10 protein-coding genes are annotated in these 15,752 nt (G+C 42.6%); 6 read left to right on the forward strand and 4 right to left on the reverse strand.

Annotation, left to right across the window (positions count from 1 at the left end; genetic code table 11):
* Positions 1-381 precede the first annotated feature (381 nt).
* From GNE10_RS20140 to mutS, 3 genes are all read left to right on the forward strand, one after another.
* Positions 382-1,590 carry an AAA family ATPase gene (locus GNE10_RS20140; RefSeq protein ID WP_185566684.1) on the forward strand — a complete coding sequence of 403 codons (1,209 nt, stop codon included), beginning with the start codon at positions 382-384 and terminating at the stop codon, positions 1,588-1,590.
* Positions 1,590-2,312 (forward strand): DUF4276 family protein, encoded by a 723-nt coding sequence (locus tag GNE10_RS20145; protein ID WP_185566685.1) that lies wholly within the window; start codon positions 1,590-1,592, stop codon positions 2,310-2,312. Before GNE10_RS20140 ends, GNE10_RS20145 begins: the two co-directional genes overlap by 1 nt.
* 86 nt (positions 2,313-2,398) lie before the next feature.
* Positions 2,399-5,068: a DNA mismatch repair protein MutS gene (gene mutS / locus GNE10_RS20150; RefSeq protein WP_185566686.1), complete on the forward strand. Its 2,670-nt coding sequence runs from the start codon at positions 2,399-2,401 to the stop codon at positions 5,066-5,068.
* Between the two features lie 150 nt (positions 5,069-5,218).
* On the opposite strand, the gene thrS is transcribed toward mutS, so the two are convergent.
* Entirely contained in the window at positions 5,219-7,072 is a 1,854-nt protein-coding gene (gene thrS, locus GNE10_RS20155) for a threonine--tRNA ligase (protein WP_185566687.1), read from the reverse strand.
* A 360-nt stretch (positions 7,073-7,432) separates the two neighbouring features.
* On the opposite strand from thrS, the gene GNE10_RS20160 reads away from it, so the two are divergent.
* Both GNE10_RS20160 and GNE10_RS20165 read left to right on the forward strand, forming a co-directional pair.
* Positions 7,433-7,750: a DUF2605 domain-containing protein gene (locus tag GNE10_RS20160; RefSeq protein ID WP_185566688.1), complete on the forward strand. Its 318-nt coding sequence runs from the start codon at positions 7,433-7,435 to the stop codon at positions 7,748-7,750.
* Between the two features lie 309 nt (positions 7,751-8,059).
* Positions 8,060-8,389 carry a DUF2973 domain-containing protein gene (locus GNE10_RS20165; protein WP_180267475.1) on the forward strand — a complete coding sequence of 110 codons (330 nt, stop codon included), beginning with the start codon at positions 8,060-8,062 and terminating at the stop codon, positions 8,387-8,389.
* A 462-nt stretch (positions 8,390-8,851) separates the two neighbouring features.
* Here the strand turns inward: GNE10_RS20165 and GNE10_RS20170 are convergent, their stop codons facing one another.
* From GNE10_RS20170 to GNE10_RS20180, 3 genes are all read right to left on the reverse strand, one after another.
* Entirely contained in the window at positions 8,852-9,643 is a 792-nt protein-coding gene (locus GNE10_RS20170; protein ID WP_185566689.1) for a RimK family alpha-L-glutamate ligase, read from the reverse strand.
* A 292-nt stretch (positions 9,644-9,935) separates the two neighbouring features.
* On the reverse strand, positions 9,936-10,133 hold the full coding sequence (locus GNE10_RS20175; protein ID WP_185566690.1) for a hypothetical protein: 198 nt from the start codon (positions 10,131-10,133) through the stop codon (positions 9,936-9,938).
* Positions 10,134-10,557: 424 nt separating this feature from the next.
* Complete coding sequence (locus GNE10_RS20180; protein ID WP_185566691.1) at positions 10,558-12,849, reverse strand: amylo-alpha-1,6-glucosidase; 2,292 nt, start codon at positions 12,847-12,849, stop codon at positions 10,558-10,560.
* 868 nt (positions 12,850-13,717) lie between these two features.
* On the opposite strand from GNE10_RS20180, the gene GNE10_RS20185 reads away from it, so the two are divergent.
* Complete coding sequence (locus GNE10_RS20185) at positions 13,718-15,727, forward strand: DICT sensory domain-containing protein (protein WP_185566692.1); 2,010 nt, start codon at positions 13,718-13,720, stop codon at positions 15,725-15,727.
* The last annotated feature ends 25 nt before the right edge of the window (positions 15,728-15,752 follow it).

The raw sequence follows: 15,752 nt of genomic DNA on the forward strand, positions 1-15,752 counted from the left end.
TTACCCCACCCCTCAATCCCCTCCCCGCCTGCGGGGAGGGGAGGTTTTGGCTTTAGACAAAACCGGGGTGGGGTGACTGTGGATTAGTTAGTAATTGAGTAATTTAGCTCTAAGTCATTACAAGGGTTTTACGTTAACTTGACACCAATGCCGTCTCGCCCGCCCCACAAGAAATTTTATTGCAACATTTAATGCTTGCCACGCCACTACCAAACTAAGTAGCTACTATTGCCTATTGCCTATAAAGAGTAAAAAAACCTTGAGCGATCGCCTTTTGCCTCTAACATCACGTTATCATTAAATATTGTGGTAATTTTCTCCAGAGTTACTAGCAAATATGACATTAATAAAATATAGATGATTAGCTAAATAGAAAATGCAATGGAAGGTAAAAGATTTATCCATACCTTGCGATTACAGAATTTTCTTTCCTATGGAAGTGAAGGTGAAGAAATTGAGCTGGAACCGCTTAATGTTTTAATTGGTGCTAACACTTCAGGGAAATCGAATTTAATTGAAGCAATTGGAATTTTAAAAGCAACACCAACAGACTTACCCGCCCCATTTCGGCAAGGTGGAGGGGTTAGCGAGTTTCTGTGGAAGGGTGGACAGGAAAATCCAGTAGCTAAAATAGAAGCTACTTTAGATTACCCCCAAAGACCCCAAAATTTACGTTATCAAGTTAGCTTGACAGCGATTGGTCAAAGAAGACTACTAGAGCTAGTTGATGAAGCTATAGAGAATGAACGACCATATCCAGGATCGGATGATGTTTATTTTTACTATCGTTACCAAAGTGGTCGTCCGGTTTTAAATATTAATAAGTTAGACGATGACTTCAACATTCAACGTACTCGTACTCTTCGGCGAGAAGATTTAATTCCAGATCAGTCAGTCTTATCTCAGCGAACAGATCCAGATTTGTATCCAGAACTCTCTTATCTCAGCACTACATTTTCTAATATAGCTTTATATCGTGACTGGCAGATGGGACGATATTCAGTACCAAGAAATGCTCAAAAGCCTGACTTACCTGAACATCCTCTACTAGAAGATGGTAGTAATCTGGGTCTATTTTTAAACAACTTAAAAAATAAAATAGGTCATAGAAAAATTATTGAAAAGCTTCAAAAATTTTATGAAGCAGCCGAAGAACTGGGTGTAATAATATCTGGTGGTACAGTACAGATAATTATTCGTGAAGAGGGTTTGATTGAACCAATTCCGGCAAATCGATTATCTGATGGTACACTTCGTTATTTATTTTTAATGGCTTTACTGCTTGACCCAACTCCACCACCACTTATTTGTCTTGAAGAACCAGAGATTGGTTTACATCCAGATATTTTATCCACAATTGCAGAAATGCTAATTGACGCATCACAGAGAACACAATTAATAGTGACAACTCATTCTGATGCTTTAGTTTCTGCTTTGAGTGAATATCCAGAATCAGTAGTAGTTTGTGAACGAGATAAAAAAGGTAGCCACCTCCATCGTCAGGAATCTGAGAGATTGAAAAAATGGTTAGAAAAGTATACCCTTGGCGATCTCTGGCGGATGGGGCAAATTGGTGGAAATCGTTGGTAATGAACATATACATTTATATTGAGGGTGCTGGAGATGAAGATGATACCGAACTGCTACTCAGACCACGCCCAGGTTTTCGTAGTGGGATCAGAAGTGGAAAAGAAACCACAACTGGACTACGCCCAGGTTTTATAAAATTCTTTCACGAACTATATGATATTGCTGGTGAAAACATTAAGATATTTATCGTTATGTGTGGCTCAAGGCGTGATGCTTATGAAGATTTTAAAACGGCTTTAGAGTCTCAACCAGAAGCTTTTAATGTTTTATTAATTGATGCTGAATCTCCAGTTGATTCCACTGTTAGACCTTGGGAACATCTGAGAAATAGAACAGAAGATCATCCTTGGATTTTAGATGCAGTCAATTTTCAAGATGAACAGTGTCACCTGATGGTGCAAACGATGGAAGCATGGTTTATTGCTGATATTGATGCTTTAAAAGAGTTTTATGGTCAAAAATTTAAAGAAGATAAAATTCAGCGTGGAATCAAGCAATTACAAAATGTAGAGAAAGTTTCTAAAGATACCCTCAAAGTGTGGCTTGTCGCAGCTACTCGCCACACAGAAAAGGGCAAATATCATAAAACAAGACACGCTCCGAAGCTTTTAGAATTGCTGGACGCGGACAAAGTATGTCAAGCTTCGCCGTATTGCGATCGCCTCTTCACCACACTAACAGCAAAAATGGGTATATCAACCAACGAACCGAGCCAAGAGTAAAAAAACCTTGAGCGATCGCCCTTTCTCCCTCACATCGCGTTACCATCAGATATTGTGGAATTTCCGTGCGTAACTCGATAGCATCTATGACTGCCTCTCACTCTGAAACTCCATCTACCAAAGGCGATGCCAGTACTTTTATTTGCGATCATCGACAGGTGGATCGCAGTAAGCTAAGTCAAATGTACCTGCATTATGTCGAGACGAAGGATAAATATCCTCACGCGATGTTGCTGTATCGAGTAGGCGATTTCTTTGAATGTTATTTCCAAGATGCTGTCAAACTAGCACAAGAATTAGAATTAGCCCTCACTAGCAAGCAGGCTGGGGAACAAGGACGGGTAGCGATGTCCGGCGTTCCCCATCACGCCTGGGAACGCTACGCAACGATGTTAGTGGAAAAAGGCTATGCAGTGGTAATTTGCGACCAAGTAGAAGATGCAGCCGAAGCTACCGGGAGATTGGTACGACGGGAAGTAACACGCATCCTCACTCCTGGCACTTTGCTAGAAGAAGGAATGCTCAAATCCAGTCGCAATAATTACTTAGCAGCAGTGGTAATTGCCGCAAATCATTGGGGTTTAGCCTATGCAGACATCTCCACAGGAGAATACCTCACCACCCAAAGCAGCGATTTAGAACATCTAACACAAGAATTAATGCGCCTGCAACCTTCTGAGGTGCTAGTGCCCACAAATGCGCCGGATTTGGGTAGCTTGCTGCGGCCGGGGGAAACTTCGCCATATCTCCCGGAGTGTTTGCCGCCAGCATTTTGTTATAGTTTGCGATCGCAACTTCCCTTTTCACAAGGCGAAGCTAGACCTAGATTATTGCAGAAATTTAAACTGCGATCGCTCGAAGGACTCGGTTGCGATCGTTTGCCGCTAGCCGTTCGTGCGGCTGGTGGTCTTTTAGAATACCTAGAAGATACTCAAAAAGAAAACCCAGTTTCCCTGCAAAGACTTCGTACTTACACTGTTACTGATTATTTAATTGTCGATAATCAAACACGGCGCAACCTGGAAATTACTCAAACAGTCCGCGATGGTACATATCACGGTTCTTTACTCTGGGCATTAGATCGAACGAATACGTCGATGGGTGGGCGTGCTTTGCGGCGGTGGTTATTGCAACCATTAATCGACATCAAAGGCATTCAGGCGCGACAAGATACCATCGAAGAATTGATGGAAAATACACCCCTACGCCAGGATTTGCGCCAGCTGTTGCGGCAAATTTATGACTTGGAACGGCTAACGGGAAGGGCGGGTTCTGGTACTGCTAACGCTAGAGATTTAGCGGCTTTGGCAGATTCTCTCTCACGCTTACCGGAATTATCCCACTTAGTTGCGGATGCCCGTTCTCCATTTTTAAAAGCTTTACAAAAAGTACCCTCAATTTTAGAAGAATTAGCCCAAAAATTACACGCCCACCTTGTAGAATCACCACCAATACATATCAAAGAAGGCGGCTTGATTCGTCATGGCGTGAATTCCCTGTTAGATGACAGGAAAGCCACTGTACAAGCAGACCAGCAATGGATTGCTAATTTGGAAGTTGATGAAAGAGCCAGGACGGGAATTCCCACATTAAAAGTAGGATTTAACAAAACCTTTGGTTACTATATCAGTATTTCCCGCGCCAAAGCCGACCAAGTACCCGCTAATTACATCCGCAAGCAAACCCTAACCAATGAGGAACGCTACATCACCCCGGATTTGAAGGAACGGGAAGCGCGAATTCTCACAGCACGGGAAGATTTAAATCAGTTGGAATATGAGATTTTTACAGCGTTGCGGGAAGAAGCAGCAGAACAGGCCGAAGTCATTCGCAATCTTTCCCGTGCAGTAGCCGCCGCAGATGTGTTGTGTGGTTTAGCTGAATTAGCGGTACAGCAAGGTTATTGCCGTCCAGAGATGGTGTCAGGAAGAGAAATCAACGTTGTTGATGGTCGTCATCCGGTGGTGGAACAGTCTTTACCTGCGGGTTTCTTTGTGCCGAATTCAACGCAATTGGGAAGAGAGGATGACGCACAGAGTGGGAGACGTGGAGAGAAATCAGAGTGTCGGCTTCCGGCTATCGGAACTTCGGGGGACACGGAGAGTGAAAATGTCCCCGCGTCCTCTTCACCCACACCCGATTTAATTATCCTCACCGGGCCAAACGCCAGCGGCAAAAGTTGTTATTTGCGTCAGGTGGGATTGATTCAACTAATGGCGCAAATTGGTAGTTTTGTACCAGCTAAATTTGCTAAGTTGGGAATCTGCGATCGCATTTTCACCCGTGTCGGTGCAGTAGATGATTTAGCAACTGGTCAATCTACATTTATGGTGGAAATGAATGAAACGGCAAATATTCTTAATCATGCCACATCTCGATCGCTGGTATTATTAGATGAAATTGGCCGGGGAACGGCAACATTTGATGGTCTTTCCATTGCTTGGGCCGTGGCAGAATATATTGCAGTGGAAATTCGGGCGCGGACAATTTTTGCCACTCATTACCATGAGTTAAATGAACTAGCCAGCATTTTACCGAATGTGGCTAATTATCAAGTGACAGTCAAAGAATTACCAGACCAAATTATTTTTTTGCACCAAGTCCAACCAGGAGGCGCTGATAAATCTTATGGAATTGAAGCGGGAAGATTAGCGGGTTTACCGGCGGTGGTGATTCAACGAGCAAAACAAGTGATGGGACAAATTGAGAAACACAGTAAGATTGCCATCGGGTTGCAAAATTTAGATGCAGATTAGACTTGAGAAGTGGGGAAAAGGGGAAGGGGAAAGGGGGTGCATGTTTGGTATTTTCCCTTTCCCCGGTTGGTGAGCTTGTCGAACCATTAACATGCATCCCTTTGACCACAAGAGTTTTATTGAGGATGGGCATTACCCACCCTAGTTTTACTAAAAGTTCTGGAAGTTAGCGATCGCCACTTTCATTTTATCCAATACCTCATCCACAGATACAGCGCCTAATTCCCCAGAGGCACGGGTGCGGATACTCAAGGTGTTGGTTTCAATTTCCTTGGCTCCCACAACTGCCATCACTGGTATTTTATCTTTCTCTGCGTTGCGAATTAATTTACCCAAGCGATCGCCACTAATATCGACCTCTGCACGGATGCCCAATGCCCGCATCTTTGCTACCACATCTTTACTAAAATCTAATTGTGCTTCACCCACAGGCAACAATCTCGCTTGCACTGGTGCCAACCACAAGGGAAAATCCCCTGCATACTCTTCAATCAAAATCCCAATCAACCTTTCCAAGGAACCAAAAGGCGCACGGTGAATCATCACCGGACGTTTGCGGGAACCATCTTCAGCAACATACTCTAATTCAAAACGTTCTGGCAAGTTGTAATCTACCTGCACAGTTCCCAATTGCCATTCCCGTTCTAAGGCATCACTGAAGATAAAATCGAGCTTCGGCCCGTAAAAGGCCGCTTCTCCAATTCCCTCAAAATGTTTCATACCCAAGGTTTCAACTGCACGACGAATCGCAGCTTCGGCTTTGTCCCAAACTTCATCGCTACCAATATACTTATCACTAGCTGGGTCGCGGAAACTCAGTCTTGCTTTAAAGTTCTTCAGTTGCAGTTTATTGAAGACCGATAAAATCAAATCCACCACATCGAGGAATTCACCATCGAGTTGTTCTGGAGTGACGAACAGGTGAGAATCATCCACAGTAAAACCCCGCACCCGCGTTAAACCACCCAATTCTCCCGATTGTTCGTAGCGATAAACAGTACCAAATTCTGCCAACCGCATCGGTAGTTCTCGATAGGAACGTAACTCACTCTTATATATTTGGATATGGAAAGGGCAATTCATGGGCTTCATCACGAAGCCTTGTTCTTGTGCGGCCGCTTCTTCATCCTCGGCCATCAACGGGAACATATCTTCTTGATATTTTTGCCAATGTCCAGAGGTTTTAAATAAATCTACTTTGGCAATGTGGGGGGTTACCACAGGTAAATAACCGCGCTTTAGTTGTTCTTGTTTGAGGAAGTCTTCTAAAAGATTCCGCAACAAAGTGCCTTTAGGCGTCCACAAGGGTAAACCAGGCCCTACTAAGTCAGAAAATATAAATAATCCCAGTTCCTTACCAAGTTTCTTATGATCTCGCCGCAACGCTTCTTCTTTGCGTCGCTTATATTCAGCAAGTTGTTCTGGAGTTTCCCAAGCGGTGGCATAAATGCGTTGTAGTTGGGCTTTGGTTTCATCTCCACGCCAATAAGCCCCAGCAACACTTTCTAATTCAATGGCTTTAGGGTTCAACTCACTGGTATTTTCCACATGAGGCCCCGCACACAAATCCCACCATTCATTTCCTAGATGGTAAATTGTAATTGGTTCTTCTTTGATGTCTGCTAGGATTTCTAGCTTATAAGGCTCCTTAATTTCCTCAATCCGGCGTTGGGCTTCTTCACGGCTGACTTCTTCACGAATCACTGGCAATTTGCGATTGATAATCTTCACCATCTCTTTTTTGATGGCCTTAAGATCGTTTTCGCTAAAGGGTTCTGGATTGTCGAAGTCGTAATAAAATCCGTTTTCAATCCAAGGGCCAATTGTCACTTGCGCCTTGGGAAACAGCTTTTGTACCGCCATTGCCATTACATGGGAAGCAGTGTGGCGAATCTTTTTTAAATTCTCCGATTCGCTGGTACGGGGTAAATAAATTTTTTCAGGTTTTTCTGAATCTTCTGAAGGATTTGATGATAATTTTAGCGACATTGGCTGCTGAACCATTGGCGAAGTGATTACGAAAAGCGATCTATTCTCAATCTATAAACTTATTCAACTATAGCGGTATTGGTCAAACAGGGAGTGGTGACTGATGACTGATGACTGTTGACGCTCGGAGTTATTATTCTCCCTCATCCTCCCCATCTCCCCATCTCCCCTGCCCTTCTGCCCCATCTATACCTATAGACACCTTTCCCAAGGTTCTGTACAAACCCTTAGCAAAAACATATAATTAAAAATGTGATTTTTGTTACATTTTTCCAGGTTTTTTCAATTTATTTTGTGTGAGAGAGATAAGATAATTGTTAAGAATCGTAAATAACGTTAATATTAGTAAGCAAGTTGGAAATATTCTTCAAATTTATGCCAGACTCGAATTTACCGGGGACTGAGTTGCTGAAAACGGTTTTAGAACCCCTCCTGGAGGATTTTCAGTATTGGTTTACGCGATCGCGCGATTTACTAGAAACCGAGCAACTCTCATTTATGAGCAACCAAGAGCAATCAGACTTGCTCTGTCGCGTTAAACAAGCGCAAGAAGAACTAAACACTGCAAAAATGCTATTTAGTGCTACTGATGGACAAGTCGGAATAGATATGGCAACACTAATGCCTTGGCATCAATTAGTAACAGAATGTTGGAAAGTGGCAATGCGTTTTCGTCAAACACCTGGAGTCTAAACAGCATCAGCTAAAGTTAGACACCACAGACAGCTTAACAATTTGAAGACGACGGATTCAGTCGTTAAACAAATACTACAAAATTCTTAACATTATCTTAAGTTTGTTTGGATTAACAAAAGAATGTATCCTATGTTACCGTAAGTGGAATAACGGTTGACAGATCGCTCCATATCAATACAAGCGCACTAAAAGTAAGTGCGTGAAATGTTTCCCCTCACTGTGAGCTTAAATCTAAGCCGCAGCGTCGGCGAACCAAAACGTTACAAAATAAACTTTTAAAAAATTGCTGCCCTGGAGGAAAATTCAATGTTACACCTGCTTTACATCTTTGCTTTTACAATCCTGGCATTTATAGCCGTTGGCAATTTAATTCGTAACCTGATTATGTTCAGTTTCGATCGGGAGCGAACTTATCCAGCTAATTCTTCGCCAATGGGTGAACGAGGTAGTTTTGGTTATTATGCATCGAGAAAACAGTTTGTACCACATCCAGAGTTATTAGATAACGCGGGCAATTTAATTAAAGAACCATTATTGGTGATGCGTTCGATTAATGTTGAAGATGCTCGCCAACATCTCGACGCACTTTATGAAGCATCTCCAGGGCAAAAAAGAGAAAATTCCGAGGAAGCATAAAAGAAAGTTAGGAGCGATTCAAATTTGGATATGGGATTTTGGATTGTGAGGAAAAATCTCAAATCGCAAATTGCCGGAATTAAAAACTAAAAATTAAAGATTACGATAAACCTTGGTGGGGTGCAAATATGGAAAGCGCTCACTAAGGTTTTTTAATTGGCGATCGCTCCTCCATACTTCTGATATCATTTGACTTTATAAATGATACAAATACAAGGGTAAGGGCGAACAGCCGTTCGCCCTTACTACAGGTTATTGTATATTAGGACTTACGCAAGAACTCTCTGAAACTCTTATTCCTTCGTGTCCTTTGCGTCCTTTGTGGTTCGTTTTTTCATAATTTTGCGAAAGTCCTGTATATGTATCAATATTTTGGTGAATTGGTATGATACGCTAGGTTTGGTGTGTATTTGAGTATTGCAAATTGCCATAGAATCTTCTATGCGTTGTTTACATTCAGCGTTAAAACTGAGATAAAACTTGCCTACAAACAAGAAATTGTGACAATGTACGGGTTATAGGCATACCCGTAGCATATTCCATCCACAAATATTTACCAAAGGGATTAATATCTAATAACCAATATTGTTGTGATGAATCAATACATATATCGATACAAGCGTATTCAAGATGTATGGCTTGGCATAGAGCAACAATTTTATGCTTGAGTTCCAAAGGAACTTCTACATGATAATGAGGAGTATTTGGCAAATCATACGCTCGATAATCAATCCTTCCTATTGGCGATCTGCTTGCATCAATTTTACAAGCCATAACTTCTAAACCTATAACAACTAGCCTAATATCGTAAAGCTTATCAATGTAATCCTGTAAAAATAAAGGACTTTCGTTCTGCTGAGAGTAATTTGAGAAATCCTGTTCACAAACTTTCTGAGTTAAAAGCATTGTGGGTTCATTCTCAAAATTTAGTGACATTTGATGTAGTGTTTTAAGGACAACTTGAGAATTGTTGTTGAAAAATGAGTCAATTGAAAGCTTAGAATTACTGATCAGAGAGTTTGGAATTTTTAGCCCAACTTTGTGAGCGTTGGGAAAAGTTAAGATTTTACTTTGGCAGGCTAAACAGTTTTCAACCGACTTATTGATAAATCTATTGCTCAAAGCCAAAAGTGAGTAAGCTCCGTACAGGGCTTCCTTCCAAGAAAAATACCAAAATCTTGCTTCTTGTGTTTGTGCTTTTCCTTCCAGCCTAAAAAGTGGAGATAAACAGAAAGCCAAATTGACATCAGCCAAATTTATTTCTATATCCAATTGGCTAATAAAACATGAATACGTGCCATCTACTTGAGAGTAAAAAGAGAATTGTGTATTAAGTAAGTGGTCATATGAGGTAGACAATATCTCACATAGTTGAGTCCGTCTTAGCTCAATACACAATTCTTGTAAGTGGGGATCATTGCGATCTCCAATAAGAAGTAACATTGTTATCGTCTCAACTTCAAGTACTTAAGTTAAATAGCAAATTTTATCAGACTATTAATACTTTGTGGTTGAAGTAAAAGTGTTAGTAGTCTGATAAATAAACTTATTCGTTTGTGTAGTCGTCTGCTTGGTTTTTACCGCTGAAAGTCGCGGTTTTAATGTTAAGAATCATTGGTTTTTCAGGATCCCATATCCAAACTTCCTGATCGTCAGACGATGGAGCTGGTTTCAGGAAGCGCAAGGTAAAAGCTTTCTCAACTTGAGAACCAGATACTGTATGTTCTGTTGTTGTGGTTGACATGGCTGTCTTACTCCAATGAAAAGAAAAATCAAGTTGCGTTTCGAGAAATACTTTAGGGCATTCAGTGAAGCAGCTTTGCTAAGCTAAACTTTATCCAAGAACATTATCTGAAATTAGATAATAAAACCTAACAGATTACATCACCTACCCATTAGTAACTTTCAAAAACGCTCTAGGTCTATGATTCACAGAATAGTAATAAGGCTAACATCACTTAATATAAATTAATAAAGTAAAACAAGCTATCACTACTCCATAGCCATACTTCGTTGGAGCGGTGAGAGCCGTTGATGGAGTCACTAAGCTTTCTGCTAATACTCACTTCACCTTTATGCTGCGCTGCTCTATGGTCGCACTCAGCATAAAATTGGGAATATTGAGTAGTGAGTAGGGAGTGGTGAATTTTCTACTCCCTACCCCCTTGCTATGCTTCAATAACTACCCGCAAATTACCGCGTTTTTTAGCAACGCGACAAGCAGTAGTACCACCAGAACGCTCGAATTCTAAATCAAGGACTGTAGTACCAACTTGTAAATTATGAAAGGACAGGCGATTAATGGATTCTGGTAAAGCCGGGTCGATGATTCGCAAACAGTTATTTTGGGCATCAGGTACTAAATTGACCATCATTTGCAGTAATTGGAAGATACTACCGGTAGCCCAAGCTTGGGGAGTACAGGCCACTGGATACTGCACAGGTGCATTATCGCCGTTACGTTCGTAGCCGCAGAAAAGTTCTGGAGGACGTTGATAGGACTGCTGGCTAGTCATGTCAAATAAACCTTGGAAAATTTCCAAAGCTTGATCGATAAGACCGAGCGATCGCAATCCCATTGCAATCAACGCGTTATCATGCGGCCACACCGAACCAATGTGATAACCCATTGGATTATAAGCGGGTGACAAACTACTTAAAGTACGTATGCCCCAACCATTAAACATATCTGGTGCCCGCAAGCGTTCTGCCACATTGTAGGCTTTTTCGTGTGTGAAGATGCCCAAATGCAGACAATGACCGGGATTTGAGGTAATACTATCTACTGGCTTACCATTTCCATCCAAAGCTAAAGCACAGAAATCCTGGTCTTGCATCCAAAAATCTCGATTAAAACGCACCTTGAGATTTTTCGCTTCTTCTTGCCAACGGTCTGCTAAATCAAGGCGCTTTTTCATCCTGGCTATTTCTGCTAGGCGCATTTTTGCTGCATAGACGTAAGCTTGCACTTCACACAAGGCGATGGGGCCGTTGGCTAGTTCTCCTTTATGGTCAACAATACAATCACCGGAATCTTTCCAACCTTGGTTTGCAAGACCGCGTTTAGATTTACAGTAATAGCTGAGGTAGCTGGTTTCTTTAGTATTGCGATCGATCCATTCCATTGCTGCTAAAGCGTTCGGCCAAAGCTGTTCTAGGAGTTCGCGATCGTTAGTCCAAGCATAATATTCTGCATACAGCATCAACCACAGAGGAGTGGCATCAACTGTACCGTAGTATGGTGTATGGGGAATTTCTTGACAGCGAGCCATTTCACCCAAACGTAACTCATGTAAAATCTTACCCGGTTCTTCTTCCCGCCATTCGTCTTCTGTTTTACCTTGGTATGCTGCAAGTAGTATTAGGGTTTCTTTAGCGATTTGCGAGTTTAACATCAGGGTTTGGGAAGCTGTCACCAAGGAATCCCGGCCAAACAATGTAGAAAACCACGGTACTCCGGCGGAAACAGTTTTATGCTTGCCAAAAGACTGGCGTAACAAATACATATCTTGCTCGGCTCGCTCAATCACTCGATTGAAGATACTTTTGTCTGAGCTAATGCGTGTAATTTGTTGTAGCCAATGTTGTTCTTCCATCCACTCAGCAGATTTCGCCTGTCCTAAGGTGGCGGGGGCGCTGACAGTTGAAGTGGACTTGTTGTTGGTCACCATGTTTGCCCGATAACCAAGTTTTTGAGTTTCGTGAGAAGCCAATTCTAGCCGCCAAACCGCAGTGTAACCCTTGAAATAGTCTGGTTGTCGATGCTGGAACAAAAGACGCGATTCCATCACCGAGCCATCCAAAGCTTGATAGGCCAGTGTTAAAGATTCTTCCCTAGAGGCTGATGGCTCTTTGGTTACAGGTGAAACACCATGCACCAGAGAAAATATTCCCTCTTGTGCCGTTGGTTCCACTAGGCGTAAAAGCCTACCGCGTTTTTCTCTCTCGTAACCCCGGACTTCAAATAAATCAACAAAATCCGCGTCAAAACTGATGCTGAGTTCAAAACCGACGGTGGTTGTGCTGTAGTTAGATACCTCGATTTCTTCAAATAGTGCGCCATTTAGCACCATTTCTCGGCGAATTCCCACAGTTTCGGCTCTCAAGCGTTCGTCGATTCTGGGGTTGGTACACAATACTGAGAGTGAAAAGCCTTTTTGGGCAGTACTACTTAAGAGTACAGGCGATCGCCCTTCAATTTGCAACTCCAAACGATTGAGAAATCGGGTATCACAGCAAAACAGCCCCATGCTGGGATTGCCATCATTGAGGGAACAGCCAGAAATGTTCCCCATAGTATCTGTAACCAAAAATAAATCGTCATCTTTAACCGTCAGCGTTGGCTGTGGTCTTTCACTGACAACACAAGGCCACTCTGGAATCGGTAATTGTTCAGCAGCAATAAAAGTTTTTCCATCAACTGAAATTTTTTCCGGGGTCATGAGCGCATCTGATGTCATTAGGCAAACTTCCGTTTACAGGTCTATATTTTATTTTGGCGATGGTATTATTTATAGCTGTTCTGCATTGCGTGAAATACATCCTCAGAGAGGATACCATGCAAGAAAATTGCAATATACGGCCGAATTGAGAACTCAAAATTCACAATTCAAGCATAGTTGATACATGGCTTTGGGATTTATAGCAGACAAAAGGCTTGTAAACCTTTGTGGATGCCGAATTTTAGCAAGACCTAAGTAATTACATAAAAGTGGGCTAAGCTAGCTGTTTTTGTGGAGCAGCCGACAATTTTCCAGGATTTATAGCAGTGGCCACTAATTGTTAGGACATTTCCCCCAACCCTGTTACCTTGAGATCAAAATATGATGTCCTAATCAATATGTCCATTGCTATATATTTTTAAAATTTCTACAAGCCGTCATCCCTTGAAGACTGTAATTTAGCACAGTCAGTCACCTTTTAATTTTTTACTTTTGCTTTGTTCGATGATGATAAAGGCAAACAAGAATGTATATTGAGCTTAGTGGTCTATCATTTAAAACATGACAATGTCAGCCAATGGATAAAAATATTTGAGTTAAGAACAAAGCGATCCTGGCAAATGACTACGGCACACCAAGGTGTGAAAGACAAATGCATTGCCGCTGTTGCTCTATTTCCTACTCTAGACTTTTAAATTTTGTAAATGAAGCTAGCTGCATTTACTCTTGCTAATTGGTAACAAAGTGTTGCATTTGCTGAAGGTAAAAGTGCTTTTTAGCGTTCTTTACATATTGAAACTGTCTATTTAACTTGAGAGTCCTTTGGAATTTGTACAATGCAGCTGTGACGTGGATCTTGTTGAGATTGGGCGTTTAACGATAATTCATGAGCATTTCGACTTCTGTGCTGAGCGATCTCCTAAAGTCCCTACCCTACTTGCGGCCCCAGCTATATTTTAAGGCTTCATTAACGGCGCTCTCCCACGCGATGGAAGATCAAGTTTTGGCTGCGACTTTAGCTCAACCCCTGATAATAGCTAGTTTCCAGCGAGAGCGATTCTACCGCCAAGAAGCTCATCGTTACCAGCGGCTTGCTTTGCGAAGTAATCAAATATACGTGTTGTCAGCTCCGGAAACTGATTTTGCTAACAGTTCGGAACACTACGAAAAGGTAGCTTTTGAGCCAGATGATGGCTTAAGTCAAGAGTGGCATTTAGTGGTGATTGCTGACAGCTACGCGACTTGTTTGGTTTGCCGAGAAAACCTTGGTTCTATTGCTAAAAACAAGCAAGCGCCAGAGCAAAGCCCCAGCCTGGATATGGATACAGCACGAAGATTTGAAGGAATTTGGACATCAGAAAGGGGAGTTAGCCTCAAAGCCGCCGAGTTATTGTTAGAGAGGATTTTGTTCTACAGACCAGAACTAGCAAGCAAAATTGAGCGGGCGCGTCAGAGGTTTGGTATTGGGCAAACGAGAACCTATTTTGGAGCAGAACAAATCAGTGAATATGCTTGTGACATTGACACAGATCCGTTTGTGCAACGCTTGGTGACTTACTTGCAAGCTAGTCAGTACAAATTACACAAAGCCTACCGCTCAATTACTGCTCAGGCACGAAAAGAACGATTAGTCAATACCATTAGTACTGCCATTCGGCGATCGCTCGATCCTCACGAAGTTCTCCAGATAGCAGCCCAAGAATTAGGACAACACCTCAAGGCCTGTCGTTGTTTAATTTACCGCGCCCAAGCCACAGATAAGCAAGCGATTATTGAACATGAATTTTTGACTGCTGGTGTTGTATCTATCCGCGGACAAACCTGGGAATTAGAGAAAAATTCTCTATTTCGGGACATTACCCAACAAGGCGAAGGAGTTTGTATTAGCGATACACTCACCGATTCTCGTGTTATCAATTCGCCTGGGCTTTCCTTGATTGCCAAAAAATTTGCCATCCGTTCTTGGCTCATGGAACCAGTATTTTATCAAGGACGATTATTGGGCATCGTTGAGTTACACTACTGCCAGATGCCCCCCCACGAGTGCCAACCAGGGGAATTGGATTTAGTCAAAGCCATCGCCACCCAAGTAGGCGCAGCTCTCATCCAAGCCGAAGCTTACGCCAACCTAGAAGAACTCAACCAGCAGCTAGAAGCCCTAGACCGTACCCGTAGCAACCTGATAGCCATCACCGGACACGAACTGCGTACCCCCTTATCCACCATTCAAGTGTGCTTAGAAAGTCTAGCCAGCGAGCCAGATATGCCCTTGGAATTGCAACAGGTGATGCTCAACACAGCTCTTGCAGACTCAGAACGAATGCGGAAACTCGTGCAAGATTTCCTCACACTTTCCAACCTAGAAAGCGGTCGCGTTGAATGGCATCCAGAATCCCTGACTTTACAAGAGTGTATAGATTTAGCACTCAGCCGCCTCCGCACCCGTTCCTCAACCGAAAAGCTCCCCCAAATCCAAACTCTCATCCCCGAAAACCTACCCTTAGTGAGAGCTGATGGCGATTGGCTAGTAGAAGTACTAGCAAAACTCATCGACAACGCTTGTAAATTTACCCCGTCCCAAGGAGAAATCACCATTAACGCCATTCGCAACAGCCATCAAATGGTGGAAGTCACCGTAGCTGACACAGGACGGGGCATTGAACCGAATCGCTTAGAAATCGTTTTTGACCGTTTCTATCAAGAAGAAGGAGCGCTCCGACGCACCACCAGTGGTACTGGACTGGGCTTAGCAATTTGTCGGCAAATTGTCAATGGCTGGGGTGGAGAAATTTGGGCTAAGTCCGCCGGCAAAGACCAAGGCAGTGAGTTTCACTTCACCGTCCCAATTGTTCAGAGTAGCCAAGAGGAGAAGCGGACGAAAGTCAAGAGTAAGTAGGGTATGGGGAGATGGGGAGATGGGG

It is taken from the genome of Nostoc sp. 2RC, assembly GCF_014222165.1.
Lineage (GTDB): Bacteria > Cyanobacteriota > Cyanobacteriia > Cyanobacteriales > Nostocaceae > Nostoc > Nostoc linckia.

What these genes read in the sequence shown, in the direction of transcription:
- GNE10_RS20140 (WP_185566684.1), top strand. Translation starts at nt 382, where the DNA reads ATGGAAGGTAAAAGATTTATCCATACCTTGCGATTACAGAATTTTCTT.
- mutS (WP_185566686.1), top strand. Translation starts at nt 2,399, where the DNA reads ATGACTGCCTCTCACTCTGAAACTCCATCTACCAAAGGCGATGCCAGT.
- GNE10_RS20165 (WP_180267475.1), top strand. Translation starts at nt 8,060, where the DNA reads ATGTTACACCTGCTTTACATCTTTGCTTTTACAATCCTGGCATTTATA.
- GNE10_RS20145 (WP_185566685.1), top strand. Translation starts at nt 1,590, where the DNA reads ATGAACATATACATTTATATTGAGGGTGCTGGAGATGAAGATGATACC.
- GNE10_RS20175 (WP_185566690.1), bottom strand. Translation starts at nt 10,133, where the DNA reads ATGTCAACCACAACAACAGAACATACAGTATCTGGTTCTCAAGTTGAG.
- GNE10_RS20180 (WP_185566691.1), bottom strand. Translation starts at nt 12,849, where the DNA reads ATGACATCAGATGCGCTCATGACCCCGGAAAAAATTTCAGTTGATGGA.
- GNE10_RS20160 (WP_185566688.1), top strand. Translation starts at nt 7,433, where the DNA reads ATGCCAGACTCGAATTTACCGGGGACTGAGTTGCTGAAAACGGTTTTA.
- thrS (WP_185566687.1), bottom strand. Translation starts at nt 7,072, where the DNA reads ATGGTTCAGCAGCCAATGTCGCTAAAATTATCATCAAATCCTTCAGAA.
- GNE10_RS20185 (WP_185566692.1), top strand. Translation starts at nt 13,718, where the DNA reads ATGAGCATTTCGACTTCTGTGCTGAGCGATCTCCTAAAGTCCCTACCC.